The organism is Ktedonobacteraceae bacterium (assembly GCA_035653615.1).
In the GTDB taxonomy this organism is placed as follows: domain Bacteria; phylum Chloroflexota; class Ktedonobacteria; order Ktedonobacterales; family Ktedonobacteraceae; genus DASRBN01.
In genome coordinates, this window is record DASRBN010000025.1 from 57,468 (window position 1) to 84,302 (window position 26,835).

Here is a 26,835-nt window from a genome sequence, read left to right on the forward strand (position 1 = left end):
CCGACCAGGACAGGAGCGCGGCACTGTCCCTACAGGATGACCCACTAGAAATCATCAGGATGAATATTCCGGCGGTGTTTATCGCTTCGTAACGGAGCGTCCCGGTGTTGGGGCGCGCGGCACTTCGGCAAAAACAGGTAGTTCAAGCAGGTGTGCCACCTCATCTTTAGTGCGAATACGATCATCAAGATAATCGAGCAGGAAAGCCAGCGCGATACCAACAATCAAAGCTACCAGCACCAGTAGTATCAGCAGCGTCACCCTGTTTGCAGATGTTCCTGGAACGGTGGCCGGGTCTGTTGCATGACTGACGATGTAAGCAGTAGCTGGTGGCTGGGCGGAATCCCCGGCAAGGTACACGCCGATTCTGGAGGCGCTCACTTCACCGACCGCGTTCGCTATAGCCCACGCGCCCGGTAATGTACTCCATGTTGCGGTGACAGTTACCAGGCTATGAACGCGTACTGCGTTCAATGCTCCTCCAATAGCTCCAGCGTTTTGCCAATCGCCAAGGTCGGGATTGTTGCCATAGCGCTGCGTGATCTCGGCCATGTCCTGCCCAATCTGGTTAGAAACATCCGTATCAAATTCATGTGAGGTCAGAATGGGGCCGGTAGCGAGTGAATCGGCCAGATTCTCCGAAACGACGTCAATGCTTTCAGCGTTATTATTGTTATTCTGCGTATTTTGCAGGCCGATTTGCAGCGTGATACTCGAGCTATATGCTTTCAAAGCTCCTGGAGTTTTTCTCAGGTGATAGTATTGGTAAGCGGCGAATAATCCGACCACTATTACGATCAGCGCTACCAGCCAGATGCGCCGCCAGATTATCGTCCAGTAGGTCCGTAATTCCACAGTCTCTCCTGCTCTTTCGTCTGTATTTTCATCGTACCAGTTCGTTGGTTGGAGTGCGCAGTGATGTCGGCTTTCCCTCGCTCATTTTCGCTTCAATGAACTGAAGGATGCGGCGATGGAAGCGCGGCTTATCAAATTCGAGCGCATGATTACGAATGGTCTGTGGATCAAATTGTCGTTCGTCGAATGAAGAGAGGGCGCTTGCCAGGCTCTCTACGGTTTGTTCATCGAAGAATGTGCCGGTCACCCCATCGATGATCGAAGCCAGAGCGCCGCCAGCGCCATAAGCGATGACGGGCCGACCGGAAGCTTGCGCCTCTAATGGCGTGATCCCAAAGTCCTCTTCTCCCGGTAGGAGAAGCGCGCGACAGCGCGCGTAGTAGTGCAACACCTCTGCATCTGAGAGGCTGCCCAGGAAACGAATCGTGGGTCCTGCCATTCTCTTCAAGCGGGGTTCATCACGTCCTTTGCCGATGATCACCAGTGGCAATTGTAGCTGATTGCATGCTTGAATTGCAAGGTCGATACGCTTGTAGGGCATGAAGCGGCTGACGATCAGGAAGTAATCTTCCGGCTGTATCGTGGGGTCGAAGATAAATCTGCTCACCTCTACAGGGGGCGGAATAACGACTGCATCGCGCCGGTAGTACTTTGCGATGCGTTGTGCCACGGCGGGCGAGTTGGCAATAAAATGATCGACCCGCATCGAGCTGGCCTGATCCCAGACACGCATGCTGGTAATGAGGAATGGCAAGATACTGCGTGCCACTTTGCCCAATTGTTCCCGTTCGATATATTCATCGTAATTCCAGCACCAGCGCATGGGTGTATGACAGTAGCAGATATGTATGGTTTCCGGTTTGGTAATCACCCCTTTACCGAAGGCGCTTGAACTGCTCAAGACGAGATCATAGCCGCGCAGGTCGAGTCGCTCCATGGCGAAAGGATAAAAAGGTAAGAACGGCTGGTGGTGCTTTTTGACCAGCGGCATCTTTTGCATAAAAGAGGTGCGTATATCTATTTTCTGGAAAGCCGGATCGACCCGCCGGGGATCATAAATCGACGTGTAAAGGGGCGCATTCGGAAATAACTCGTGAAAAGCCAGAACAACGCGTTCAGCACCGCCCATCTGATTTAAATAATCATGCACCAGGGCTACTTTCATTTTACTCACTCATGTCTTATTTTTATGCACTTGAACAAGTTACACTGTATTATGCGGCTTAACAAAATAAACCAGCAACAGCGCGATGAATCGGCCCCGCATCCATTGCCGGAATACGTTGGTAAAAACCATTAATACGCTCCCCGGCGCCTGAGGACAGCCGGTATGGTACGTAACAGAATCTGGAAATACAGGCGTAACGACCAGTTTTCAATATAATAGAGGTCCATCAACACGCCTTCGTCAAAAGTCAGGTCGCTACGGCCTCGCACTTGCCATAAGCCGGTCATGCCCGGTTTGACGGCCAACCGGCCCTTTTGCCATTCTTCGTACTGTGCTACCTCCTGGGGCAAAGGGGGTCTCGGCCCGACCAGGCTCATCTCGCCTCGAATGACATTGATCAACTGTGGGATTTCGTCAAAGCTCGTGCGGCGCAGGAATTTCCCGACCGGCGTAATGCGAGGATCATCCCTCATTTTAAAGAGCGGCCCCTGGGCTTCATTGTACATCAGTAGATCGGACAACACACGGTCAGCGTCTTTATACATGGAGCGGAATTTATATACTTTGAAAGGCCGCCCATTCTTTCCTATACGCGTTTGCCTGTAAATCACTTCTCCAGCAGAACTGAGCCGTATTGCCAGCGCAATACAGAGCCATAGAGGCAATCCCAGCGTCAGTATCAGCACCGATATCACAATATCAACCGTGCGCGTGACGGCGCTCTGAAGAGAATTGATCGACTCCTGGCGTATTCCCAGCAGCGGGATGCCCTCGATGGCCTCCATATCGATGCGGGAAAGACTTAGCTCGTAAAGATCGGGCACGAGTTTGAATGATGTACCGAGGCGCTCGCAAAGACGGACGCTACGGATTGACTGCTGGTGCAGGTTGGCTGGCAGCGCGATGATCACTTCGTCAACCTGCATTGAACGGATGACCATGCCGAGATCATCCAATGTGCCCAGCATCTTGAAGCGCCCGAAGTCTCCTGGCGGCTCATTCAAATCATTCAAGAAGCCGATGATGGAGTAGCCCAGGCTGGGGTTGGCCGCGATATGCTGCATGATCATCTTGCCCAATCGTCCCGATCCAACGACAAGCAGGCGTGTTTCGCCCAGGCCGAGCCGGTAAAGCAGACCCATGGTGACCGAGACAATCAACCTTGCCAGGCATAAGATGAGAATAGCTACTGCCCAGACGAACAGCATCAGCAGGCGGGAGTTTGCGGCTGGTTGAAAGACAAAATAGTAGGTGATCAAAAAGGCCAGGCCGAGCGTAGCAGAAGTGATGACATTCCATACTTGTTTGAACCAGGTGCCGGTCAGACGAATGCCATACAATCCGCGTATGGCAAAAATTAAGATCAGGCCAATGACAATGCCTACCTCAAGCCCGAAATAGCTGCTGAGTTTCGTATACTGATCTGCGCTGGTCAATGTGCTGTGTGTTGATGGATTATCGATCCTGGACAGATTATTGCGTATACTGGAAAGGACAGGACTATTGAACAACACATAATAGCGCAGGTAGTGAGCAAGACGAAACGCAACGTCTATCAATACCGCGTCGAGGATAAGCATGGCTACGCATTCGAAGATGCGCCATTGCCTGCGGTGCGAACGCCGCTGGGAGATGGCTTTGGTGATAGGCCCTGTCGCGCCACTTGTACCGGTTTCTGTGCCCGCGCTTCCCACCATTTCGAATGTCCCTGTCTTATCTGTATCTCTATCGATACCGGTTATGTGTGATAATTCACTTTGCTTCACTGCTCCGGTCATTCCCTTTGTTACTTGTAACGAATAACGTAGCCAGTTTGTCATCTGGCGGTTGTATCAGACCTTGCCGCAAGCTTATGACTTGCCGCGTATGCCTGTTCATATACGTTGATGGTCTGCTCCACCATCGCCTGCGCAGAGAATCGCCGCGCAATCGAAGCCGCTTGCTCCCGGCAGCGCAGGCGAAGAGACGTATCGGTTAAGGCGGCATACAGAGCCTTACTCATAGCCTCTACATCGTGCGGATCGACTGTCAAGGCCAGGCCCGCTCCTGCTTCCGGTAAGCTCGAGACATTCGAAGTGACCACCGGAACGCCGCATGCCAGGGCTTCCGCGACCGGCATACCAAATCCCTCGTACAGCGAGGGATACACAAAAGCCGATGCAGAGCTATACCAGAGCAGCTGGTCGGCATCCGCGACGAAGCCGGGGAAAAGCACCTCCGTCTCTAATCCAAGCTCGCGTACTTTGGCGAAAATAGCATCATAGAGCCAGCCCTTTGCGCCTGCCAGCACCAGTTTCTCCGTGCGCGTTGACTCTTTACGCATCAGCGCATACGCTTTGAGCAGGGTTACAAGGTTTTTACGCGGCTCAAGCGTACCAAGATACAGGAGAAATCCATCTGCCAGTCCCTGCTTCTGGCGAAAGGCCTGTATCTCTTCCTCTTCTAGTAGAACGCCGGAAAAACGTCTATCGATGCATATATAGACGGTTGCTATTTTCGCTGCCGCAATGCCTGCCAGTTCGATGGCGTCTTGCCGGGTACTATTTGAATTGGCGATAATCTTCGTCGCGCGTTGCAGGCTGCGTATGGTAAATGTACGATGGTACGCCCGCTTTGAACGGGTTAGCACCTCTGGAAAGCGTAAAAATGCCAGGTCATGCAGGGTCACGACACCGGCGCAGCTCTGTGGCAAGAATTCAGGCAAAACGTTAGCCGGCGAATGCAGGACATCGATGCGCTTCTGGCGAAGGATTGATGGAAGGGTAAATTGTTCCCATGCCACTCGTGCTACCGGCTTTGATTCGGGCCATGCTACAGGAATGTAGGTAATCTGGGGGTGAGCGGCCAGCTCTTTCAAACGCTCTACCACCGCCTGCCCGTTGACAAAAACAGTATATTCATGCTCGCCAGGCTGCCGCGCCAACTCTATCAACAGCGAACGGATGTAGCGGCTGATACCACCGTTACGATAGTTCTCGCTGAAAGATAGCAATTGAGCGTTAATACCGATGCGCATGTCTGACTTGTCTCCTCATGGCTGTATAACGTCCCTATAATTCGCTTGGTAACAGCGCTATGCCCTTCAGTTATGTGCTTATCTACCGGAATGAAACCGTTTGCGCAACCCTCTTTTTACTGTACGTGTCATTGTAAACGTCGCCATAAAAGCTGGTTCTCCTGGAAGACCGGGGCGATTTCATTGGCGGTATACAGTGTACTCAAAGCTGATTGCAGCGTTGTGTTATATAACACGTACTGTGACAGAGTGCTGATTTCAGCCCCAAGAGCAGTAGCAACAGAACTCAAGATAGCGGCCCCTGTACGGGCATCTCCATTGCTCAAGGCGAAGCGTATCTGATCGAGAATGGCTTCCAGGCGAGCGGCCATGTAGTCGATGGCGTGATTGGCTTGCCCGGCAGATGTGGCGATGGCACCGTGTCCTGCAACTATTTGCTTAAACGATTCTACACGCGTTTTCAGCGTGGCCAGGGTCATAAGTCCTGCCTGTACATCTGTATAAAAGGGGATACGATGCTTATCGAGAATCTCAGGTATGAGAAAGGCATCGCCGGTGAACAGTGTTTCGCCGAAAGCTACGCCTACCTGTTCGGTGCTATGCCCCGGTAAAGAGATCACCTCTACGGGAATATCATCCACTACCTGTTCGTTGCCGGCAAGGATGACATCGGCAGGGCAAGGTTTGGCGAGCAGGAATTTATGTTGAAGTTCGCGCGGTGGCTGCGCGCCGCTGAAGAGATAGAGCGGCTCCAGGATTGGCCCGGCCATTACTGAGGCTTCCACACGAGTGGCATAGACTTTGAGCCCGGTCTGCCGCACCAGGTAGTGCGCGCCTCCGAAGTGGTCAGCGTGCGCGTGTGTCACCAGTAGAGCGGTGGGCGTAAGATTGAGCCTCTTCAATTGATTCAAGATATCGCGGCCAGCATCCTTATCCATGCCGCTATCGATGACGAGGCAGCGTCCGTCGCGAACAATGACACCAATATTGGCTCCGCCTTGAATAACCCAGACGTTTTCGTGCAATTGTATGAGTTGTACTCCCATTTTTTACCAACTTCTAGCTGTATGAGTGCAGGTCTGCATGGTTCTTTGCATATTTTCCCTACTTTATCACATCCTCGCTTCCATTCCAGATTGCAGGCGCACCTTAGTAAGAGTTCGCTATCACATCTGGTATACTTCTCAGGAGAAGTGGAAAATGTGCTGGCTCTCGTCTTTTAAAGAGCGTGGCATCGTTCAACCAGGAGGTGAAAAGATATGTTACATTGTACGCCATTTCTGTTATTTGACGGCAACTGTGCAGAGGCAATGACCTTTTACCACCAGTGTCTTGGTGGAGAGTTAACGCTGACCAGGCTTGGCGATACTCCGATGAAAGACCAGTTCCCGCCAGAAAAGCACAACCGGATGATCAATGCGCATCTCAAAAGTGGCGCTCTTGAATTTTCTGCTACCGACTGGATGGCTTCTCCTACATTTGAACCAAAACAAGGGAATACATACGCAATCTTTGTTATTGGTGGCGCATATGATGAGCTGAAAGCAGTATTTGACAAGCTGGCCGAAGGAGCAGAAAAGTCAAGGTTTCAAGAATTGCATGATATGCCATTTGGAACGTATGGACAGTTTTATGATAAATATGGTGTTCAGTGGATTTTCAAGGGGGATAAAAGAGCGTAGCGCTGTCACTAAGATTCAATATTGCCCGTGTACACCTTAAGGAGACATAAAACACATATATTGCGTAGGAAAATGCTGGCATGTTATCTCGCCCTAATGAGCCCGGCATCTTAAAAGGCAATGAATCCCTCACTACCTGGGTCAAACGGCTCGTCATTTCGCTGACCATTCTGGCCTGGCTCGCGCTTGCTGCTATCTTCATCTGGGCGATTGGACAGATTTTTCGCGCTTTTGTGCTGGCACTGCTTGGGGCGACGATTGCTACCGTCGTGTATCCTCTCGTGCGCTGGCTCGAGCATAAAATAGCACGTCCATGGGCTGTGACGATTGTCTATATCATCGTCTTCTGTTTGCTGGGCGCCCTGCTTTATTACCTTATCAATACGATCATTATCCAGGTGATGGGATTTATCCACTATATCCAGGCCATCATCAACTCTAATGGGGCCGGCCCTATTCAGCCCGTGTTAAAGACGCTTCAACGCCTGGGCATTTCTCAAAATCAGATCCGCTCATTTGAACAAAACCTGGTTACTCAATTGCAGGGCATCCTGGGCAATATCATCCCACTGCTGAGCAATGTCTTTGATATCATCCTCGACATTGTCCTCATTGTTCTGCTCAGTATCTATTTCTTGCTTGTCGGGCCGCGCATTGTGCATTGGCTGCGCACAGGTACACCTGTACAGATACGCGGCGGCACGAATTTTCTGCTGGATACGTTAGAGCGGGTCATCGGTGGGAACTTTCGCGGAACGTTTATTCTCGGTGTAGTGCTTGGGGTCTACATAGGTATTGGCGCCTACTTCATCGGTGTTCCATTTCCCTTCCTGTTGGGGTCCATCGCCTTTGTGATGGAATTCATTCCGGTGCTTGGTTTCTATATCACAGCTATTACTGCCGTTCTTTTTGGCTTGACTCATGGGTGGATCACGGGTCTCATTACGTTAGGATTTGTCATCCTGGGCCAGGCGCTTGAGGGAGAGATACTGGCGCCACGCATTGTAGGCCATACCATTGGTATTCATCCCATTCTCATCATTGTTGCGCTGATTGCCGGCGTGCAGCTCTTCGGCATCCTGGGCGCATTCTACTCTGGGCCTGTAACCGGGCTGATCCAGTCAATATTTTTGGCTGTCTGGCATGCCTGGAAAGAGAGGCACCCCGAGCAATTCCCAAAGGAACAGCTTGATCTCTCCAAACCAGGGCACGAGGTAAGTCCCAACGCGGGAGATACAGGGGGAAAACCTGGCTAATCTGGAACAAAGACCCGGGTGCGTCCCTACGGCAACCGTATTCATCCCCGTCACTTGATTTCAGGTGGTAAAGTACTTAGTGGAAGTATCTCCGCTGAAGTTGTATGTTTGCTGCAAGCAAGGGGGTTCAGATATGCAGTCACCCAGGAGATCCAGGAGTAAAGCTCTCGTTATAGCTCTTGGTGTACTCGTCGCCAGTCTGCTGGTCGCTACCTTTGCATACCGGGTAGCTGCCACGCGCGTAACGCAGGCCTCTCCGGCCACAACGCCTACTTCGCCAGTCACAGTGCCATCACCGACCATCCCTCCCACTGCTACATCTGCTGTCATGCCCACGCTTACTCCTACTGCCGTGCCAACTCTCGCTCCCACCACGAACCCTGCTAAGATACTCGGTATTGATAGCGTCCCTCCACAAACGATGCCGGGCCTTTCATGGATACGCTTAGGCTATCCCACGTGCGGCCAGGGTGTTAGTGGAACCGCGCTCCAGCAAAAAATACAGGGCCTGCATGCGCAGGGCATCCATGTTCTGCTTGTAACCTGCCAGTCGCCCAATCCCTCTCATCTGTTAGATACAAAGCCGCTACAGGATGTGGCCCATAGTGGCGCGGATGCTGTGGAATGTGGCAACGAGCAGATGAAGTACAACCCGCCTCTGACCGCCTATGTCTCACCGGACGCTTTCGCCAGGTTCTATGATCTCTGCCAGCGGCTCGTACATGCTGTACAACCCAATATCCCGGTATTGATGGGCTCCCTTGATCCCCATGTTGGCGGCATAGATTACGCGCCACTTGTTGCCCAGGCCAACTATCTTAATCAAATGCAGTATGCCATGAATACGTCGGTACATCCTGGGGGGAACTGGAGTTGGCGCTCGCATGCCATCGGCCTCATCGACAGCTGGCATAATGGCTATCCCAACCAGTACACCAATAGCCTGTACGGGTTATTTGTCTTCTGGGCGCAGCAATTTGGTGTCGATCTCAATAGCGGCGCGCTGGGCAAGCATATCTGGGTGGTGGAGGGCACAGGCTGCTTCAACGGCTGCGGTATTGATCCCTACAGTCCCTATCAGGTAGCAGTCTCGCATATCCTGACCTTGATTACCGACGTGCAGACAACGATGCGCTATGGCGTGCCGTTCTTCTACTTTAAGACGCAGGATTTTGTCACCGAAGGCGAATTGTGGCCAATGGGCGTTTTCAATTTGCGAGGTCAGGCCAAGCCATTGCGCCAGGACCTGCCAGTAGGAGCCCGCACGCTCGTCATGACCTGCGCGGGCCAGCAAGTCACGGTATTCTATCAACCAACCTTACTGTTAAAACTCTACAGCGGTTGTACCCTGCCGGCAAACTATATTGCTATCCTGACGAGTTGAACCCTGGGGGAAATAGGGATGTAGGGACAGTGGCTTGTCCCTGTCCTCGTCCACAGGTGCATGTATTAGGAAATGCAGGGATAGGGCCAGGTGTCTGTAACTATGTTACAATCATAGCAAATTTTATTGGTTGCGCTACATTAGCGAAAATATCGAGCGCTGTCAAGAAGAGAATCGGATAGGATCGGAAGCTTTACATGGCTATCATCCATTATATTGGCAACAGGGAAAATGATGAATATCGCTGGCAGGGTGTGCCGGTGCGATCTTATGGGCCGGAAAATAGCGGCGCCGACCGTGCCACGCGCCAGGTACTCATCGGCGCTGACGAAAACGCTCCCAATTTTCACATGCGTTACTTCGCCGTCCAGCCGGGTGGTCATACCTCGCTGGACCAGCATCCACACGACCATGGCGTCTATATCCTGCATGGGCGCGCCAGGCTTTTTGCAGGTGGCGAAGAATACGCACTTCATCCAGGGGATGTTGTCTACATTCCCGGCAACGAGGTACACCAGTTCTTCACAGTTGGCGAGGACCCATTTGGTTTCCTCTGCGTTGTGCCGGCAAAGCGATAAGGGCCCATGTTAGCCGTCGAATATCATAGCAATTCGGATATACGCCTTGTCGAACTACCCGTACCCGAAGTTGGCGCGGGCGAATTGCTCCTACAACTGCGGGCCTGCGGCATTTGTGCCAGCGACGTGATGGAATGGTACATGAAACCACGCGCTCCCCTCTATCCAGGGCATGAGCCTGTCGGAGTTATAGCAGCGGTGGGCGAGGGGGTCGAGCAGTTCACTCCCGGCCAGCGTGTCTTCATCCATCACCACGTGCCCTGCATGGTCTGTCACTATTGCCAGCGTGGTTCCTATTCACAATGTGCAACCTTTCGCTCCACACGCCTTTATCCCGGTGGGCTGGCCGAATATATTCGCGTTCCTGCCCAGAACGTCCAGCTTGATGTACTTCCCTTACCAGTCAATCTTTCATTTGAGGCAGCAACGTTGATAGAACCATTGGCATGCTGTATTCGGGGTATCGACCGCGCGATGATTCGACCGGGAGACAGCGTCCTTGTACTGGGAGCGGGCAGCAATGGTATCCTGCTGGCACAACTCGCCCAGCAGCGTGGCGCGTCTCGCGTCATCATCGTCGATCCCATCCCTTACCGTCGGCAGCATGCCCTGAATGTTGGCATCGATTACGCCTTTGATTCCGAACCCGGTATTCTGATGAATCAAGTGTACGAGGTGAACGATGGGCGCAAGCCGGATATTGTGATCGTGACACCTTCCAGTATCCGCGCCATGCAGCAAGGGATAGCATTAGCGGGCGCGGGCGGAACTGTACTGCTCTTCGCGCCGCCGCCGCCTACCGAGGTGCTTCCTATCACCCCCAACGCCCTCTTTTTTCAAGAGATCACGTTACGCACCAGCTATTCCTCCGGCCCTTACGAGACAAGATTAGCCCTGGAATTGCTAAAAACGGGGCGTATTCGAGCGGAAACGGTCATTACCCATCGTTTCCCGTTGAAAGATGCTGCCCAGGCGTTTCAACTGGTGGCAAGGCCGGGGGACGCGTTGAAAGTGGTGATTCTACCTTGAAGACACGCTTTGCTTTTGCTAATTTCTTATTTCACCCAGATCGGCATCTCATCATGATCAATGCCAAAGTGGTGCGCCACTTCGTGCAATACCGTGCGCCGCACCTGTTCGCGAATACGGTCGGGGTTCCAGCGGCAATATCTCTCAATGGGGTGCTGGTAAATCGTGATGATCTCCGGCCCTCCGATGCGACCATAGGCAGTCAAGGGCACGCCTTCGTAGAGTCCCAGCAGCGTGTAGCCGTGTTTCACGCCCACGCGCCGCAATAGCTCTTCGTCCGGTTCGCTTTCTACTCGTACCAGCACGTTCTTCATCTGCTCGTGAAACTCTTCAGGGATTGAGGCCAGCGCCTGTTCAACCAGTTGCTCAAATGGAACCTGGTCGTCCTCTTCACCCTCTTCCATCATCTCTCCAGCTTGTGCCTGCTCAACTACGGGCGCGTTATGTGCCTCAGTTTCATTATCCATCCATGAACCTACCTTGGGGTCGTGCGTATTGCCACGCCGGAAGAAGAGAACTCCCAGGTAGCCGGAAAGTATCGCCAGGAAGAGCAGCAGTAAGCCGGGGCCAACGTCAAAATGGTTGTTGAGGTAGAAGCTCAGCAGGATCAGCGCGATCAGGAAGCACATTATGGCAAAGAAGTAGCGCGAGCGGTGGTCTTTTTCGTGAACTGGCAGCTCATCATCAGCGGGTATTTCGCCTACCTCGTCCAATTCTTCATCGTCGTGTTCTTCTTCACTGAGTTCCATTTCAGGCATAGCTATTGGACCTCGTTCTTTTCCCGTGCCCGCACTTCAAAACCGGAGTTCTCGGCTATATGTACATCATATAACGTATCGAACCCTTCCGCATAGGTAGGTGACGCCAGTTTGCTCGCCGTGACGTAAATTGCCACGTCCGGTACCCTGGCCTTCCCCTCGCGTGTCTTATTGCGCTCCAGGCTCGAACGCGTGTTGGATTCAAAATAATAGCCGATTACTTCGGCCCCATACTCGTGTCCGAGACGAATGAGCGGCTCGCGGTCCACGGGTGTTGGATTGGTATTATCCACCACGACCGATTGTCCGGCTTTCAGAGCCTCTTCAACCAGCTGCATTTGCCTGCGACCAGGTTTCTTATTGTTGTGCAGCAAATCCTTGCTCACGTGTATGTGCGTTGTCTCAAAATGCTGGTGATAAAACGTGCTCTTACCAGATGCTTGCAATCCTATGAAGATAATCAATTCCATGCCCTATTGTACCTTCTGGAAGCAAGCATCAGCTTGCCCTTCGCAAGCTTACATTTTACAATAAAAGAAAGACGCGCTAAGGCGTAACGGAACGAGCGGATTGAAGGCGTTAGTATAGGGAGAATATCGTATAATAAATGGGCGTATGACTGAGCGTTCGAAGCTGATTTCAACGCTTGAACGCCCGAAGCGCGAGGGCGGCATTCAACGCCCTTAAAATTTTAAGAGGAGTGTGTAGATGACAACGACTCAAACAGAATCAAAAGTGCAACAGTGGACAAACCTCGCCCAGCAATTGCGTGTAGATAGCATCCGTAGTACCACTACCGCAGGCTCAGGCCATCCCACTTCGTCCATGTCGGCAGCAGACCTGATGGCCGTTTTAATGATCAGCTATCTGCATTATGACTTCGAAGACCCGAAAAATCCGAACAACGATCACCTGATTTTTTCAAAAGGGCATGCCTCACCCCTACTCTATTCTATGTTTAAGGCCGCGGGAGCCATTACCGACGAGGAACTGCTCACCCTGCGCAAATTCGGTAGCCGTCTCGAGGGACATCCAACCCCTGCCATTCCCTGGGTTGATGTAGCCACCGGCTCTCTTGGGCAGGGTTTACCCATTGGCGTCGGTATCGCGCTCTGCGGCAAGTACCTGGATAAGCTGCCATATCATATCTGGGTGTTGTGCGGCGATAGCGAAATGGCCGAGGGTTCGATATGGGAAGCATTCGATCATGCCTCGCACTACCAGTTGAACAACCTTATCGCCATCATCGACGTGAATCGCCTGGGCCAGCGCGGCGAAACCGAGCTTGGCTGGAATACCGCCGCGTATGAAGCGCGCGCCAAAGCTTTTGGCTGGAATGCCATCGTCATCGACGGCCATAACTACGACGAAATTAACAATGCCTATGCCCAGGCCATCCAGGCAACTGATGCGCCCACGGCCATTATCGCGAAAACTGTCAAGGGTAAGGGCGTCTCTTTCCTCGAAAACAAGAATGGATGGCATGGCAAGGCCCTCAATAAGGATCAAGAGCAGGAAGCACTCAAGGAACTGAATTATTCCCGCAGCATGACCTTCCTCGTTCAGAAGCCGGAGAATCGCCAACCCGCTCCTGAAGCTGCCAAAAAGCAGGTAGAATTGCCTAAATACGATAGCAGCAAACCGGTCGCGACCCGCAAGGCTTATGGCGACGCGTTGCAGGCGCTTGGCGCAGCCTATCCCGACGTGGTTGGTCTGGATGGCGAAGTAAGCAACTCGACCCATGCCGATGAATTCGCTAAGGCTTTCCCCGACCGTTTCTTTGAGCAGTATATCGCGGAGCAGCAGATGGTAGCTGCGGCAGTCGGTATGAGCGTGCGGCACAAGATTCCGTTCGCATCCACTTTTGCTGCTTTCTTCACCCGCGCTTACGACTTCATCCGTATGGCGGCCGTCTCGCGCGCCAATATTCGCCTGTGTGGTTCGCATGCCGGCGTCTCGATAGGACAGGATGGCCCTTCGCAGATGGCGCTCGAAGACCTGGCAATGATGCGAGCCGTGTATGGCAGCACCGTCCTCTATCCTTGCGATCCCAATCAGACCGCGCAATTGGTCGCGCAGATGGCCGAGCATGATGGTATCGTCTACATGCGTACGACCCGCGAGGCCACGCCGGTCATCTACAATGCGGATGATGAATTCACGATCGGTGGCAGCAAGGTTGTTCACTCTTCTGGTAAAGACGAGGCGACAGTCATTGCCGCCGGAATTACGCTGCACGAGGCCCTTAAAGCCTACGATCAGCTACAGCAAGAAGGCATCAATGTTCGCATCCTCGATGCCTACTCGGTCAAGCCTCTCGACGAGGAAACCATTATTGCAGCAGCTGAGGAAACCGGCGGCAGGCTCGTGGTTGTCGAAGATCACTGGCCCGAAGGTGGACTCGGCGATGCCGTTCTGGACGTGTTTGCCCAGTATGATGGCCCATTGCCCAGGGTGGTGAAACTGGCCGTGCAATCCATGCCCGGTTCCGGCACTCCCGATGAATTGCTCGAAGAGGCCGGTATCAACGCCCACCATATCGTGCAGGCCGTCAAAGTCCTGGCACATAAAGAGTAGCAACTCGCTAAAGAGCTGTAAAAAATTCAGACCGCCGCGCGGCGGTCTGAATTTTTTTACAGCTCTTTAGCGATCTTTACCCGGCACCTCTTGCAATTGTTCTTTTTCCGAAAAAACTGCTGGCGCTGGAGCCTCATTGTTTAATGAAACCACAACTCCACCGGCAATGGCTACCAGTCCTCCTATTACCTGGATGGGTGTCATAGAATCGTGCAGCAAGAGTATGGCAAAAGCTGTGGAGAAGAGCGGCACAGTTTGCGTAATCGTGGCCACCTCCCAGGCCCTGATCAACTTCAGTCCCTCTTGCTGGCTGAGATAGCCGAGGCAGAAATTCGTGAGAATATATACCGGTAGTGCGATCCAAAAGGTAACGAGCGTGGGCTGCCAGAGGAATGAATGCGTGCCAGCGAGAAACTCGATGACCAGAACCGGTAAAATGGAAGCGGCTCCCACGAACAGGCGTATAGCCGTCAACGATAGAGTATCGATGCGCGAAGTCAGGCGTTTCGCGGGGATATAGGCGAAACCGATAGCAATTGTGCCTCCCACGATCATCAGGTCGCCCACTAAGTCGCTTCCCGCATTTCCCCCTTGCGTTCCCTTTAGCACGACCAGTGTGCTGCCCAGGAGTAGCAGCAGGATACCAAGGCTTTGCCTCAAACGAATGCGCTCTCCCAACAGCAGCAGCGCGAAAATCAGAGCGGCCACGCCATTCAGTTGCAGCAAAAATCCACCCTCCAGCGCGCTTGTACGCGCAAAGCCGCCAACGATCAAGAGCAGCGGGAGCGATGTGCCAGGACACGCGAGCAGAAAAACGTTGATCCAATCCGCTCGCCGCAGTCCCCTTATCTGATGAAGGATAGGGGTTCTGGTGATTGCCAGGCAGAGCGTGAGCAGTAGCCCTCCGACGGCGAGGTCGAGGAACGCTACCAGCGCGGCATCGATTTCACTGCCTACAAGTTTTGCCAGCACTGCACCAAGGCCAAACATGAACGAGGCTATTATGGCATATCCAATACCTCGCAGGTGCATAATCAGTTCACTCCATATTTTTCAAAGTCGTAAGTCTACTGTATCTTATACGATCAGGGTTTCTCATAACAAGTTTTCTATCCCTTGAAACTCTACCTCTACCCTCCTCGTGTTTTTGAACAGAATGTTAACCATCATCTACGAGGAGAAGTTATATGCGCAGCAAGAAAGCAAGCCTGATCATTAATCCCAGGGCAGGAGAGAATCTCACAAAACTGGCAGACATACTGGCCATTCTATCCGCCGCCGGTATGAAAACGGACATCAAACTCAAAGAATATGGCGGGCAGACACTGGAATTAGCCACGGAAGCCGCGGAAGATAACCGTGATCTCGTCATTGCCTATGGCGGCGATGGCACGGTCAATCAGGTGGTCAATGGGGTAATGAACGCGAAAGGGCAGCATAGCATTGTGGGTGTCATTCCAGGCGGTACAGCGAACGTCTGGGCGTCGGAAGTTGGCATACCGGGCGATGCTGTCAAGGCTGCGCTCGCACTTGTCGAGAGCCAGGCACGTAAAGTTGATATCGGCCATGTTGATATTGAGGGCTTTACGCTTTCAGGTGAAGCCCAAAATAATGGTAGCAATGGAGATGCTAAAGCTTTGCGCAAGATCAAGGCGTCTTCCAGGGGGCGTCATCACTTTTTGCTGATGGCCGGTCTGGGGATCGATGCCGATATTATGCAGCATGTTTCCAAACCCTTGAAGTATGAGATTGGCCGGCTCGCTGTGGGGCTTTCCGCGGCCAAAGAACTACCTAAACAGCATCCATTTCCGGTCGAGATTCGCGCTGCCAATGATAAGGGCAAAGATGATCTCGTCTGGCAAGGAGAAGCGCTTCAAGTCGTCATCGGCAATACGCGCAAATATGCCAGTATTCTTGAGATGACCCCCGGTGCCCATATCGATGATGGCATCCTGGATGTCTGCGTCATCACTGCCGGTGATCCCCTCACCACTATACAGCAGATAACCTCGCTCTTACTCAGGCGCAAACCCGATAACCTGACCGCCGAGTACTTCCACGGCGCGCACCTCTCCGTCAGCGTCCCGGCCTCCATTCACCTGCAACTGGATGGCAGTGCCGTTCAACTGAAAGACTACCTGGGCAAATCGGATCGCAAAGTATTCAAGCAGTTCGACGATGCCGATCAAATCATGGTCAGTTACAGCTTCGATGCTATGCCGCGCGCTTTACGAGTAGCCATTCCTGCCTCATATAACAATACTCTTTTTGAGCATCCACATGGAAATGCCGCTTCACAATCTGAAGATCAAACAGGTGGGCAGCAAACAGCTTCTCATTCAGAAGATCAATCGCCCGCGCAAGAGCAAGCAGAAGCTGGAAATTCTGGTCAAGAGCATGACCAGCCTGACGAATGGGAGCGGCAACAAATGCAAGCTCGTGTTAACAAGCTCATAGAGGAAGGACGCAAGGTCACCGTCGTGGGGGTTGCGCATGAAGCGGATAAAAAAGAGACCTATATCATTGCCGGTGGCACGACGAAAAAGAGTACGGGTGAAACCAGGCCGGTAGCCGTGCGCGTAAATGGAAATACAACCGTTCTGCGAAAAACAGGTGAGGCGGCCTCCCCTTCTGCAATGCAAGAGTTACAAGAAGGCTCCGAAATCGTAGTTGAAGGAAAGAAGAGTAAGCGCGGTGTAATTGCCGCGAAACAAATTGTGGTGTAGATCGGATACTTCTATGAGCCTCGCTGATGACTCGTTGGAATGGCAATCGATACTCAATGCCTTGCGAAACATCCCCGTTGAAACGGTTCAGGAAACCGTTGGCGAAAGGGCGGCGATAGCATATACCGATGGGGCGTGTATAAAAAATCCAGGCGGACCCGCGGGTTGGAGTGTCATTCTTGTGGCCGCGGACGAGCTTATTGATGGCGAACTGCCGTCAGATGCCCCGCGCATCGAGTGCTATGGACATATTCCCAGATCCGCGACCACTACCAATAATCGTGCCGAGATAACCGCTGTTCTGGCTGCACTCTGCCTTGCCCCGAGGGATCAGCCCCTGACTATCTATAGCGATAGTGAATATACCATCAAAGTCGCCAGGGGTGTTTTCCAGATGCAGGCCAATTCCGACCTTTGGGAGCTGTACCGTATCCTGCTCAGAAAACGTCAATCTCCTCCGGTGTTTGAATGGGTGCGCGGGCATGCCGGTCATCGCCAGAACGAGCGCGCCGACGAACTGGCCGGCCTGGGCGCCTGGAACGGAGATAAGGTTGCCTATGAACAATGGCAGGCTTCGCAAGCGCCCGAAGCACGCAATATGATGCCTCCTGCCGAACTGGCCGCTCTACGCCAGCAAGTGCAGAAGCTGAAAACCTTGTTTGACAGCACCGCCATCGATAGTTCGCGCGTCTCTGCCAATGAGCGTGCATTTGTGAATGATATGGCGAAGCGCATGCAGAAGAATAAGTTTGTTCCTTCAGAAAAGCAGGTGAACTGGGTAAGGGTGCTTATCAAGAAGTATGGGTTGTAGCGGATAATCTTCCTTTTTCATGTGATACAATTGGACGGGGCAGGAATGCTGCCCTTATAAGGCCCAACCAGAAGGAAGAACAGCGTGTATCAAGACCTGCCCCAACGATTTACCCAACTGCTGCAATTGAAACAACCACCTATCGGCCTGGCATTTGTCGAGACTATCCCAGAGAGCATTCCGCATACAAATAAACGTGTGCCTTCCGCCTGCACCTTCTGGCGGCTGGCCGAACAAGATGTTTTCTATGCGACCGCTGAGGATCATCAGAATTGTCCGATTGGGATGATGACAATGGGTTTTACGATGCCGGAAGCTTCTCAACAACGAGCGCAGGCATTGGTACAGACGATGGCCGATATACAATATTTTTCACCTGCTGAAGTCGCCGCTTTGCCTGTCGTGGACAAACCTCACCAGGGTATCGTCTATGGCCGGTTGGATCAACTCCCGGTAGAGGCTGACGTGATACTTTGCATTCTAGATACGCAGCAGGCCATGCTGGTAGCTGAAGCTATGGGTAACATGAACTGGCTGCATCAGGGCGGTCAATCGGCTTTTGGGCGACCTACGTGCGCCGTCATCCCGCGCGCCCTGAAGACAGGAACTACTTCAATGAGCTTTGGCTGTGTTGGAGCCCGTACCTACACCGGCCTGACTCCATCCGAGCTGGTCTTGACGCTCCCAGGCCCCGATTTTGCCGGACTCGTTGAGCGCCTGGAGATAACTGTGGCTGCCAATGCTGCTCTTGCGCCTTTCCATCAACAGCAGAAGGAAAGCTTCAGCGTGTGAGTTTGTAAGCAAACCTTCTCGCCTGAACACCCAAAGAGGTCCTGAGATAAGCCATTCTCAGGACCTCTTTGCATCAAAACCGAAAAACGTAAGTGGATCTCGTAGTTGAAATATCCTATGAAGTCCTGATCGGAGCGTCACTTCACGATGATCGTCAAATGCGCATTAGGATTCGAGAGCAAGCTCACCACGTATGTTCCGGGTGTAAATGCTATCGTTACGGTGATAGAGCTATTGGCCGGGATGGTGTAAATCGGAGCGCCCATGTACGTAATCGTCTGATCAATATTCGTGGTGTTATCCAGCGTTCCCTGCTCTCCCTGCGTGACCGTGATCTTCTTGGGCTTGAACTTGTAAGTTCCGTGTTTTTGTATGATCTTGACCGTCACGCTCTTAGTCGGATGAGCGCTTGCCTGCCCATGCGCGACCGAGAGGGCGCTCACACTAAAAGGCAGCACCAGCAGTACCGCTACTGCCAACAGACTGCTGAGAAAGCACATACGTAGCGCGCGGATAACCCTGTCTTGTACCATGGTAAAACCTCCTGAAAGAAATATCCCCCGTTCAGAGATTCACAGCTTGAATCCCATCAATGGATATTATAAGCCATCGAATAGTTGGTCTGCCAGTAGTTTGATTCCAACTATTTTTCGTGTGAGCGATACTGTTCTGAGCAGCAATGGCCGGCCTTCGCATAGACGTTACTGCTGAATGAAGATGTGATAGACTGGAAAGTAGTGACTTCGCTCTACAGAGTAGAAGATCATGAAATTGAAGCAGCTACAAATAGAAAGCGATACTCATTTATGACCACCCCAGACCCCAAAAAAGTCCGTGTCGAATTCAACCGGCGTGTTCCTATGCGCGACGGCATCACCCTCTCAGCCGACATATATTTTCCGATTGACGCGAGCGCATCGAAAAAATATCCCATCATCCTGACGCGCACGCCATATATGAAATTGAACGAGCTTCAGCTGGCACTTGCGAGCTACTATGCGGAACATGGCTATATCTTCGTCGCAATGGATGTGCGCGGGCGTGGCGATTCTGACGGCCAGTTCGTACCATATATCAATGATGGGCAGGATGGTTACGATGCCATTGAATGGTGCGCCACGCAGCCCTGGTCGGATAGAAATATTGGCACAATGGGAAGCTCATATCCTGGCCGTATTCAATGGCTGGCGGCTCTCCATCAACCACCACACCTGCGCGCCATGATCGTGCGCGTAACCCCAGCGGACCCTTTTGTCGAAACGCCGACCGGTCTGCCTTCTCCTATGCACCTCTGCTGGTTACACTTCGTCAGTGGACATACAAACCAGTTAATGGAAGCCGTTGACTGGGCACAGGTTTATGAGCACCTGCCTATGATAACGATGGACGAGCGAATAGGGCGCTCTATTCCACACTGGCACGCGGATATCGAGCATCCACAGCTAGATGATTACTGGGAACCGCTTTGCTATCAGAAGAAGTTTGATCGCGTTAACGTCCCTGTACTGCATATTTCTGGCTGGTACGACGACGAGCAGATTGGTACTCCGCTCAACTACATTGGCATGACGGCACATGCGGCTACGCCCGAAGCGAGAGCTGGCCAGAAATTGCTCGTGGGTCCATGGGGACATGTGGTGAACAAAGACTCAAAACTGGGCGAGGTCGATTTTGGCCCACAGGCCCTGATCGATCTACGCGCGGAAGAACTGCGCTGGTTTGATCGCTGGCTGAAAGGCGTCACAGATGAAACGGCACGAGATGAAGCTCCTGTTCGCATCTTTGTCATGGGCGCGAACGAATGGCGCGACGAACGTGAATGGCCGCTTGCTCGCACACAATGGACATCCTATTACCTGCACAGTCAGGGGCGCGCCAATAGTCGTTTCGGCGACGGCACACTTTCAACGACTAAGCCATCAGCGCAAGAGCTGCCTGATAACTATCGTTATGACCCGGCGCGCCCAGTGCCATTTATTACAGAACCAACCTCTTCCCAGATCGGTGGTCCCGATGATTATGCCGCCATCGAACGCCGCGACGATGTGCTGGTCTATGTGACCGGGCCGCTTTCAGAGGATATCGAAGTTACTGGCCCTATCCGTGTCGATTTGTATGCCTCATCTTCAGCCCCCGATACCGACTTTACGGCCAAACTGGTAGATATCTGGCCCACCGGTTTCACCCAGCGTCTCTGCGATGGCATGGTACGCGCTCGTTTCCGCGATGGGATGGATCGACCGTCATTGATCGAGCCAGGCAGAATCTATCATTATTCCATCGATTGCTGGAATACCGCGCAGGTGTTCAAAGCCGGTCATCGCATCGGGTTGGAGATCAGTTCGAGCGCGTTTCCGAAGTACGACCGCAATTTGAATACGGGCGCGCCCCTGGGAGTTACGACGGAAATGGCAGTCGCTGAGCAGCGGATTTATCATGATGGGGAGCATCCTTCTGCGGTGGTGTTGCCGGTTATATCCAAAAGCTAAGGCGATGATTTACCAGGCAAGCCTGATAGCAGGCGGGCAAGTGAATAGCAGCTTATTCACCTGGAACCTTTCAATCAGTTGTGAGGCAGGAACATCAGCCGCTGAAGACATCATTGACAGAACCGCTGGGAGAGAACTGCCAGACCTGTTTGCCATCGCTGACGCTGAGGCCAAAGACGCTATGGAACCCTCCAATACAGATGATGTTATTAAATTCGACCGGGTACGAACCGCCCGTGTAGGGAAGATCCTGGCGCTGCCAGAGAATATGGCCGTCGCCGGGATCTAACGAATAAAGATAGTTGTCGGAGCCGCCTGTGCCAGCTTTTCCCATAGTAATGTCGTAATAATTCACATAAATGCCGCTGTTGCCTGCGTAGATTGTGCCTTGCGAATGATAGCTAAACGACCGTTTCCAGAGCAGCGTGTCGTCGCTTGCCCGGTAAGCAGACACCATCTGATCTGCAAGTATATAGATGATATTCTTGTTGGCAGCGATATCATAAACTTCCCCAGGATTGTGTTCGAGCGATGCCAGGCTGTGAAGGAAGCGCCCTGATTTGGCATCCAGCACGTCTATTTTGAGAGAATAATTGGTGATGTAGAGTTTGCCGTTCGATACCACCATTGATTGAGGATAACCGTCCAGCTGGTAGTCTGGATAGCGCCAGAGGAAACGGCCATTCGCGGCATTCCACGCAGAAAGACCATCCTCAGCAAGCCCATATATGATTCCATTTGCCTGGAGCATAAGGCGTCCAGATGGGGCACAATTGTTTGAGGTCGCGCAAGAAATAGCTTTATGCCAGGCGACGGCCCCTGTTTGCGCATTAAATGCATAAAGGTCGCCACTACCAACACTGGTATTAGTGATGCTATCGATAACGAGGTTCTGGTAGGTGAGCAGCGAAACACTGGTGGATGCGGCAGGTTCGTGACTTACATTGGTATGCCATAATGCATGCCCATCGCCACCGTTGTAAGCATAGATATTGCCATCTTGCGCCGGAAAGTAGAGATTGCCCCGCGTGGAGAAGCCGTAACCTTCCAAGGTGCTATCAAGCCCTTGTTGCCAGATAACCTGAGCGTTGGCCGGATTTAGCCTGGTGAGGATCATGTTCGATTGCTCGCCTGGCCCTCTTGAGATCACATACAGGTGAGCAGTGTTTGAGGACGATAGTGTATTGAGGCTGGACCGGTACGTACCGAGCAGAAGCAGGAGACTTCCCAGCAGAGCTACTGTGACCAGCACAGCGGCAGCACGATTGAGCTTGCTTACGGGGCTTCTATCTTGACGCTGAACCGGCCCTGAACGAGTAGGTGCCGGAGTTTGTGCAGGTCGCAATGAGCCATTGCCCTGTATTGGTTCGCTCGAAAGTGTTTGTTCAGTCTCTGTTTGTGTGCCCATCAATTCCTGCAAGCGAACCGGGAGAGCGGGCAGCGGCCTGGCACGGGGCAGACTGAGAATACGAGCGTTGATAGTCGCGTATTCGGCTTTGACAGGCCGGCATCGCGCGCATGTTTCCAGGTGTTTGTTCAGTTGCGTTCGCTCTTCAGGGCTGAGGTCGTCGGGATGGTATGCATTCAGTTTTTCAAGCCATTCCGGGCAGGGTTTATTGGAAGCAGTGCTGTGCTGTTTCATTGCGAATGATCTCCTTGCGACTGACGATAGAGCCTACGGAACTGTTCGCGGGCGCGGCTGACATATGCGCTAACGCTTTTTTCACTGATATTGAGCGCCGAGGCGATCTCGCGCTGTGAGAAACCTGCGTAGAGCTGGAGCAGCAAACAACTACGCGCCTGTGGCCCCAATTCTGCCAGGACTTTGCGGACACGATCAACTTCCTCGGCCTGCATTTCGGCTCCCTCGATCCAGGCTGAAGGTGCATCATCCTGGCCGCTTTGTTCATGCCAGGGTAGCCAGCGCACCAGCCGCTCGTGCCGTATATACGAATGGGCCAGATTCGTGGCAATGCGATAGAGCCAGGATTTGAAAAGAGAATCATCAACTAGACCCGGCAAACTTTTCCAGGCCCGAATAAAGGTTTCCTGGGCAAGATCATTTCCGACTTCTGCGTTGCCAATCAGGCTGCCCAGGTAGGCGCAAATAGGAGCGTTATATTGATGAAAAAGCCTTGTGAAGGCCGCCTCATCGCCCCGGCGTGCCAATTTCACATCCTCGACCGTATTCTCGAGAGGTTCGGGCTTACCGGCAGGGTCGATTGAGTTGTAGGAGAGGTCGTGCATTACGCTCTTCTTTCCTCCAGGGTTGTCATATGAAGGATATCACTCCTAAGACGCTTGAGGAAAGGAAAACCCTGTAGCAGTCATGCTACATTCTTGTATTCTTATCTGCAAAAGTGCCTTTCAAAATTTCTCATTGAAAAATAATCCAGAATTCCTGAAGCTCCGTACACCTTGTCAGGGTCACTCTACTCAGGCCAAAGTATATCGAAAACGGGATGGAGAGTTCCTCTTTAGCGGCAGTTGGCGTCAGTACATCCCGTTATTCAACATACCTTAGATAGAGTGGCGCAGAAATCAACCCAAACGGTAATCGATTTTCAGGTATGGTATGCCCTCATGCGCCATCTTTATGTGTATCTAGGGAGCATACAGGAACAAAGGAGTTGTGTATGGCAGACCATTTAGACGCACCTGGTCTACAGTCCCCTAATATGAATGCGAAGGTGGATATCACCGATATCTACATCTTTCAAAAGCCAGGGGACCCGAACAAGTCGATTCTGATTCTGAACGTCAATCCGTTAGCGCCCACGCTCGACGATGAGTTCGATGACGGGGCGATCTACGATCTTCAAGTCGACACCGATGGCGACGCGGTGGCCGAAATTGCGTTCCGGTTTACCTTTTCTGAGATAAACAAACAGGAAACGAAGCAGTTCGCGACCGTCCGCCGGGCTACGGGAGCAGATGCCGCGAAATTGAATGGCAGCGGTCATGTCATTATCGAGCATGCACCTGTCTCCTTTGGCAAGCAGGCGCATATTACGACAGCAGGGGAATACAAGTTCTTCGCCGGTTTCCGCAGCGATCCGTTTTTCTTCGACCTGTTGGGCTTTCTGAACAACTTCCAGTTCACTGGCAACGACTTCTTCATCGATAAGAATGTCTATAGTATCGTTCTGGAAGTCCCCAACCATGCCCTTGGCTCGAATCCGCAGATTGGTATCTGGTTCAGGGTCTTGCTGCCTAATCCCGATGGCAAGACATACTACCAGGTTGATCGCATGGGCCATCCCGCCCTCAATACCGTGTTCAACCATGGCGATGACAAAAACACGTTCAACAAGATTCAGCCGACGCAGGACCGCGATCTCTTCGAGGAAAAGTTCGAGGATGTGCTGGAGTCATTCGGCTATGATGAGGCACACGCGGATGCTATCGCGAAGATTCTGCTGCCGGATATCCTCTCGTATAACTACCACAGTAATCAGGGCTATGCCAATTTCAACGGGCGGCAACTGACCGACGATGTCATTGACATCTCATTGACGATTGTCACGAATGGCCAGATCACCACTGATATGGTGGGGCCGCACACTGATTACCTTTCAGAGTTCCCTTATGTAGGCATACCGCATTAGGAGGTGAAAGCAATGAGTGGAATTAATCGACGCAGATTCTTACAGTTGGCCGGAGCCGGTTCGCTCGCAGCGGCAAGCGCTGGAGGGGCGGTCGTCCTGCCAAATCTGCCGAAGGCACCTAAACTGACGACCAACACGCATGCAGGCACCTTCACCTTCCGGGCAGTAGCAGGTATGCCCTCGCGACCAATGCCCAGTTACGCGTCCTACGTGATCCAGGGTCATATCGATCTCAACACGAAGACAGGTATGGTGACGAAATCGGTCATGGCAGGCCATCCCGGAGATATGAGCAATATTGCGCTCCCCGGTTTATCGCGCATTGTTCGCATTACGGAGGTAGAGGTGCGTGATGGGATGTACTACCTTTACGGTGTGATCGATGATCGTTCTCAGTTGTTGCGTGGTGAGAGCGTGACCTTCGAGATGCATATTGATCCTGCTTCTAAGATTGCGCGTACAGGCTTCTTTGGGACCGAGATCCAGCTTGACCTCGACTAGTAGTGCGGTAAGCCAGGTTGTTTTCTCTTCCTGTCATATACATATCCGTAATAGCTGACATCAGTATGTATGGCAAGTGAAGAGATGCAAAAGCATTGATTTCAGGGTTATTCTCCCTGGGGCTCTTGTGCTAATGCTCGAATAGAGGATACTGCGCCAACTGTAGCTAAAGAGGAACTGGTGTCTCTTCGCGTATGGCACAATCTAGCGCCGGGAGAATGCCTTGCCTTACTTTCCTCAGAAAGGAGTTTCGTTATGGCAACTATACAGAAGACGTTCGTTCTAGCCGCTAGGTCTATGTCCGGTCCCTTTGCAGGCCAGATAAACACGTCTTCCATCTCAAAAGGCAGCAATACTCGGCTGATAAGTGGTCAGTCGCTCATCAGCTGTACGCTGATTGCCCTGATCCTGTCCGGGCTGGCTCTGCTGCTCGGACCTGCTCCACGCACGTTTGCGGCGGCTGATTGGAATATTGCTGGCTATGTGTACGTCTTAAACAACGACTTGAGCGGCTCCAATTCGATCACCGTCTTCGCGCGTGGTAGAGATGGTTCGCTGACACTGTTAGGTGTAACCTCTATTGGTGGAACTGGCAGTTTATCAGCATTCGCCGATGGCACACAGGGTTCGTTAATTCTTGCTCCCGATGGGACAAGACTCTTCGCAGTGGACGCGGGGAGTAACCAGATTTCTGTCGTCGATGTGCATGGGAAGCAACTCTCTCCTGTAGGCGTTTTTTCCTCCGGTGGAACCGGCCCGGTCAGCCTGAGCTATCGCGCCGGGTTGCTCTATGTCTTGAATGCTGCTAATGGAAGTTCGCAATCGGCCAATGTTGCAGGCTTCCATGTTGACCGCAAGGGTAATCTGCACCCGATTCCAGGGGCGACCCAGCCGCTCAGTACTTCCCAGCCCAATCCTGCTGAGGTACTGATTGATCCGACTGGCCACTTCCTGGTGGTCACAGAGAAGGTGACAAACTTGATCGATGTGTATCAGATTCACTCGGATGGCAGCCTGAGTGGTCCAACAACCTATCCCTCGACGGGTGTCTATCCCTTTGGCATGGCTTTTGATCCTGCCAGCAGGCATGAGCTGATCGTCGATGATGGCATGGGTGGTCAGAACAACACAGGTGCAGTAACAGCCTATCGCCTCGTTCATGGAAGTATCCAGCTCATCAATGGCCCGGTACCTGATCATCAGGTTGCGCCATGCTGGATGGTTATCACCCAGAATGGACACTATGCCTACACCTCTGATGCGGACAGTCATACCATCTCGGGTTATCGCATCCATGAGAATGGTAAGATCAGTCTGTTGAACTCCGATGGTGTAACCGGTTCGACGCCATCAGACACCTTCCCGTTGGAAGAGGGATTGAGCCGCAATAGCCGCTACTTATACGTGCTGGACTCCCGGCTCCTGAACTCACCTCCTGGACCTGCCACGCTGAGTGGCTTCCAGGTTCACCATGATGGCAGCCTGACAACCGTCATCGATCCTTCCCAGTATACTCTTCCATTTTCAGCGATTGGCCTCGCCTCCGATTAGGTAGATGATCGGTCTGAAATACACAGGAGCGTTGCTATGCTGGCAACGCTCCTG

The 26,835-nt window shown here is 52.4% G+C and carries 24 protein-coding genes; 13 read left to right on the forward strand and 11 right to left on the reverse strand.

What is annotated here, in order from left to right:
- Positions 1 to 78 precede the first annotated feature (78 nt).
- The 5 genes from VFA09_12945 to VFA09_12965 all read right to left on the reverse strand — a co-directional run bounded on the left by VFA09_12945 (position 79) and on the right by VFA09_12965 (position 6,085).
- The gene (locus VFA09_12945; protein HZU68176.1) at positions 79 to 855 is read right to left on the reverse strand and encodes a hypothetical protein; all 777 of its coding nucleotides are present in this window, start codon (positions 853 to 855) and stop codon (positions 79 to 81) included.
- A 28-nt stretch (positions 856 to 883) separates the two neighbouring features.
- Positions 884 to 2,020 (reverse strand): glycosyltransferase, encoded by a 1,137-nt coding sequence (locus VFA09_12950; GenBank protein HZU68177.1) that lies wholly within the window; start codon positions 2,018 to 2,020, stop codon positions 884 to 886.
- A gap of 131 nt (positions 2,021 to 2,151) precedes the next feature.
- Positions 2,152 to 3,789, reverse strand: coding sequence for a sugar transferase (locus tag VFA09_12955; protein ID HZU68178.1), 1,638 nt, complete (start codon positions 3,787 to 3,789; stop codon positions 2,152 to 2,154).
- A gap of 50 nt (positions 3,790 to 3,839) precedes the next feature.
- Positions 3,840 to 5,039, reverse strand: a complete 1,200-nt coding sequence (locus tag VFA09_12960; GenBank protein HZU68179.1) for a glycosyltransferase family 1 protein — start codon at positions 5,037 to 5,039, stop codon at positions 3,840 to 3,842.
- 128 nt (positions 5,040 to 5,167) lie between these two features.
- Complete coding sequence (locus VFA09_12965; protein HZU68180.1) at positions 5,168 to 6,085, reverse strand: MBL fold metallo-hydrolase; 918 nt, start codon at positions 6,083 to 6,085, stop codon at positions 5,168 to 5,170.
- A gap of 213 nt (positions 6,086 to 6,298) precedes the next feature.
- Here VFA09_12965 and VFA09_12970 point away from each other — a divergent pair, with 213 nt between their 5' ends.
- The 5 genes from VFA09_12970 (at position 6,299) to VFA09_12990 (ending at position 10,968) form a co-directional block, all read left to right on the forward strand.
- The gene (locus tag VFA09_12970) at positions 6,299 to 6,721 is read left to right on the forward strand and encodes a VOC family protein (protein ID HZU68181.1); all 423 of its coding nucleotides are present in this window, start codon (positions 6,299 to 6,301) and stop codon (positions 6,719 to 6,721) included.
- An 80-nt stretch (positions 6,722 to 6,801) separates the two neighbouring features.
- Complete coding sequence (locus VFA09_12975; GenBank protein ID HZU68182.1) at positions 6,802 to 7,977, forward strand: AI-2E family transporter; 1,176 nt, start codon at positions 6,802 to 6,804, stop codon at positions 7,975 to 7,977.
- A gap of 133 nt (positions 7,978 to 8,110) precedes the next feature.
- A complete protein-coding gene (locus VFA09_12980; protein ID HZU68183.1) occupies positions 8,111 to 9,361 on the forward strand; it encodes a hypothetical protein in 1,251 nt (416 codons plus the stop codon).
- Positions 9,362 to 9,558: 197 nt separating this feature from the next.
- Entirely contained in the window at positions 9,559 to 9,939 is a 381-nt protein-coding gene (locus tag VFA09_12985) for a cupin domain-containing protein (GenBank protein ID HZU68184.1), read from the forward strand.
- Positions 9,940 to 9,945: 6 nt separating this feature from the next.
- The gene (locus tag VFA09_12990; protein HZU68185.1) at positions 9,946 to 10,968 is read left to right on the forward strand and encodes a zinc-dependent dehydrogenase; all 1,023 of its coding nucleotides are present in this window, start codon (positions 9,946 to 9,948) and stop codon (positions 10,966 to 10,968) included.
- A 26-nt stretch (positions 10,969 to 10,994) separates the two neighbouring features.
- On the opposite strand, the gene VFA09_12995 is transcribed toward VFA09_12990, so the two are convergent.
- Both VFA09_12995 and VFA09_13000 read right to left on the reverse strand, forming a co-directional pair.
- The gene (locus tag VFA09_12995; protein ID HZU68186.1) at positions 10,995 to 11,726 is read right to left on the reverse strand and encodes a metallopeptidase family protein; all 732 of its coding nucleotides are present in this window, start codon (positions 11,724 to 11,726) and stop codon (positions 10,995 to 10,997) included.
- Between the two features lie 2 nt (positions 11,727 to 11,728).
- On the reverse strand, positions 11,729 to 12,196 hold the full coding sequence (locus VFA09_13000; protein ID HZU68187.1) for an ATP-binding protein: 468 nt from the start codon (positions 12,194 to 12,196) through the stop codon (positions 11,729 to 11,731).
- 238 nt (positions 12,197 to 12,434) lie between these two features.
- On the opposite strand from VFA09_13000, the gene VFA09_13005 reads away from it, so the two are divergent.
- Positions 12,435 to 14,303: a transketolase gene (locus VFA09_13005; protein ID HZU68188.1), complete on the forward strand. Its 1,869-nt coding sequence runs from the start codon at positions 12,435 to 12,437 to the stop codon at positions 14,301 to 14,303.
- 66 nt (positions 14,304 to 14,369) lie between these two features.
- On the opposite strand, the gene VFA09_13010 is transcribed toward VFA09_13005, so the two are convergent.
- Positions 14,370 to 15,335, reverse strand: a complete 966-nt coding sequence (locus VFA09_13010; GenBank protein HZU68189.1) for a DMT family transporter — start codon at positions 15,333 to 15,335, stop codon at positions 14,370 to 14,372.
- 155 nt (positions 15,336 to 15,490) lie between these two features.
- On the opposite strand from VFA09_13010, the gene VFA09_13015 reads away from it, so the two are divergent.
- From VFA09_13015 to VFA09_13025, 3 genes are all read left to right on the forward strand, one after another.
- Positions 15,491 to 17,029, forward strand: a complete 1,539-nt coding sequence (locus VFA09_13015; GenBank protein ID HZU68190.1) for a diacylglycerol kinase family protein — start codon at positions 15,491 to 15,493, stop codon at positions 17,027 to 17,029.
- A gap of 13 nt (positions 17,030 to 17,042) precedes the next feature.
- On the forward strand, positions 17,043 to 17,840 hold the full coding sequence (locus VFA09_13020; protein HZU68191.1) for a ribonuclease H: 798 nt from the start codon (positions 17,043 to 17,045) through the stop codon (positions 17,838 to 17,840).
- 84 nt (positions 17,841 to 17,924) lie between these two features.
- A complete protein-coding gene (locus VFA09_13025; GenBank protein HZU68192.1) occupies positions 17,925 to 18,632 on the forward strand; it encodes a DUF169 domain-containing protein in 708 nt (235 codons plus the stop codon).
- Between the two features lie 137 nt (positions 18,633 to 18,769).
- On the opposite strand, the gene VFA09_13030 is transcribed toward VFA09_13025, so the two are convergent.
- Positions 18,770 to 19,165: a hypothetical protein gene (locus tag VFA09_13030; GenBank protein ID HZU68193.1), complete on the reverse strand. Its 396-nt coding sequence runs from the start codon at positions 19,163 to 19,165 to the stop codon at positions 18,770 to 18,772.
- Between the two features lie 273 nt (positions 19,166 to 19,438).
- Between VFA09_13030 and VFA09_13035 the strand changes: the two genes are divergently transcribed.
- Positions 19,439 to 21,121 carry a CocE/NonD family hydrolase gene (locus VFA09_13035; protein ID HZU68194.1) on the forward strand — a complete coding sequence of 561 codons (1,683 nt, stop codon included), beginning with the start codon at positions 19,439 to 19,441 and terminating at the stop codon, positions 21,119 to 21,121.
- A gap of 94 nt (positions 21,122 to 21,215) precedes the next feature.
- On the opposite strand, the gene VFA09_13040 is transcribed toward VFA09_13035, so the two are convergent.
- Together VFA09_13040 and VFA09_13045 are read right to left on the reverse strand one after the other, a co-directional pair.
- The gene (locus VFA09_13040; protein ID HZU68195.1) at positions 21,216 to 22,763 is read right to left on the reverse strand and encodes a PQQ-binding-like beta-propeller repeat protein; all 1,548 of its coding nucleotides are present in this window, start codon (positions 22,761 to 22,763) and stop codon (positions 21,216 to 21,218) included.
- The gene (locus VFA09_13045; GenBank protein HZU68196.1) at positions 22,760 to 23,368 is read right to left on the reverse strand and encodes an RNA polymerase sigma factor; all 609 of its coding nucleotides are present in this window, start codon (positions 23,366 to 23,368) and stop codon (positions 22,760 to 22,762) included. The genes VFA09_13040 and VFA09_13045 overlap by 4 nt, the downstream gene beginning before the upstream one ends.
- A 389-nt stretch (positions 23,369 to 23,757) precedes the next feature.
- Between VFA09_13045 and VFA09_13050 the strand changes: the two genes are divergently transcribed.
- The 3 genes from VFA09_13050 (at position 23,758) to VFA09_13060 (ending at position 26,781) form a co-directional block, all read left to right on the forward strand.
- Positions 23,758 to 24,729, forward strand: a complete 972-nt coding sequence (locus VFA09_13050) for a DUF4331 family protein (GenBank protein ID HZU68197.1) — start codon at positions 23,758 to 23,760, stop codon at positions 24,727 to 24,729.
- A 12-nt stretch (positions 24,730 to 24,741) separates the two neighbouring features.
- Positions 24,742 to 25,230, forward strand: a complete 489-nt coding sequence (locus tag VFA09_13055; protein ID HZU68198.1) for a twin-arginine translocation signal domain-containing protein — start codon at positions 24,742 to 24,744, stop codon at positions 25,228 to 25,230.
- Positions 25,231 to 25,485: 255 nt separating this feature from the next.
- Positions 25,486 to 26,781, forward strand: a complete 1,296-nt coding sequence (locus VFA09_13060) for a beta-propeller fold lactonase family protein (GenBank protein ID HZU68199.1) — start codon at positions 25,486 to 25,488, stop codon at positions 26,779 to 26,781.
- The last annotated feature ends 54 nt before the right edge of the window (positions 26,782 to 26,835 follow it).

What these genes read in the sequence shown, in the direction of transcription:
- VFA09_13015 (HZU68190.1), top strand. Translation starts at nt 15,491, where the DNA reads ATGCGCAGCAAGAAAGCAAGCCTGATCATTAATCCCAGGGCAGGAGAG.
- VFA09_13010 (HZU68189.1), bottom strand. Translation starts at nt 15,335, where the DNA reads ATGCACCTGCGAGGTATTGGATATGCCATAATAGCCTCGTTCATGTTT.
- VFA09_12980 (HZU68183.1), top strand. Translation starts at nt 8,111, where the DNA reads ATGCAGTCACCCAGGAGATCCAGGAGTAAAGCTCTCGTTATAGCTCTT.
- VFA09_12970 (HZU68181.1), top strand. Translation starts at nt 6,299, where the DNA reads ATGTTACATTGTACGCCATTTCTGTTATTTGACGGCAACTGTGCAGAG.
- VFA09_13060 (HZU68199.1), top strand. Translation starts at nt 25,486, where the DNA reads ATGGCAACTATACAGAAGACGTTCGTTCTAGCCGCTAGGTCTATGTCC.
- VFA09_13040 (HZU68195.1), bottom strand. Translation starts at nt 22,763, where the DNA reads ATGAAACAGCACAGCACTGCTTCCAATAAACCCTGCCCGGAATGGCTT.
- VFA09_13030 (HZU68193.1), bottom strand. Translation starts at nt 19,165, where the DNA reads ATGGTACAAGACAGGGTTATCCGCGCGCTACGTATGTGCTTTCTCAGC.
- VFA09_12960 (HZU68179.1), bottom strand. Translation starts at nt 5,039, where the DNA reads ATGCGCATCGGTATTAACGCTCAATTGCTATCTTTCAGCGAGAACTAT.
- VFA09_13000 (HZU68187.1), bottom strand. Translation starts at nt 12,196, where the DNA reads ATGGAATTGATTATCTTCATAGGATTGCAAGCATCTGGTAAGAGCACG.
- VFA09_13020 (HZU68191.1), top strand. Translation starts at nt 17,043, where the DNA reads ATGAGCCTCGCTGATGACTCGTTGGAATGGCAATCGATACTCAATGCC.
- VFA09_13050 (HZU68197.1), top strand. Translation starts at nt 23,758, where the DNA reads ATGGCAGACCATTTAGACGCACCTGGTCTACAGTCCCCTAATATGAAT.
- VFA09_12985 (HZU68184.1), top strand. Translation starts at nt 9,559, where the DNA reads ATGGCTATCATCCATTATATTGGCAACAGGGAAAATGATGAATATCGC.
- VFA09_13045 (HZU68196.1), bottom strand. Translation starts at nt 23,368, where the DNA reads ATGCACGACCTCTCCTACAACTCAATCGACCCTGCCGGTAAGCCCGAA.
- VFA09_13055 (HZU68198.1), top strand. Translation starts at nt 24,742, where the DNA reads ATGAGTGGAATTAATCGACGCAGATTCTTACAGTTGGCCGGAGCCGGT.
- VFA09_12990 (HZU68185.1), top strand. Translation starts at nt 9,946, where the DNA reads ATGTTAGCCGTCGAATATCATAGCAATTCGGATATACGCCTTGTCGAA.
- VFA09_12995 (HZU68186.1), bottom strand. Translation starts at nt 11,726, where the DNA reads ATGCCTGAAATGGAACTCAGTGAAGAAGAACACGACGATGAAGAATTG.
- VFA09_12965 (HZU68180.1), bottom strand. Translation starts at nt 6,085, where the DNA reads ATGGGAGTACAACTCATACAATTGCACGAAAACGTCTGGGTTATTCAA.
- VFA09_12975 (HZU68182.1), top strand. Translation starts at nt 6,802, where the DNA reads ATGTTATCTCGCCCTAATGAGCCCGGCATCTTAAAAGGCAATGAATCC.
- VFA09_13005 (HZU68188.1), top strand. Translation starts at nt 12,435, where the DNA reads ATGACAACGACTCAAACAGAATCAAAAGTGCAACAGTGGACAAACCTC.
- VFA09_13035 (HZU68194.1), top strand. Translation starts at nt 19,439, where the DNA reads ATGACCACCCCAGACCCCAAAAAAGTCCGTGTCGAATTCAACCGGCGT.
- VFA09_12950 (HZU68177.1), bottom strand. Translation starts at nt 2,020, where the DNA reads ATGAAAGTAGCCCTGGTGCATGATTATTTAAATCAGATGGGCGGTGCT.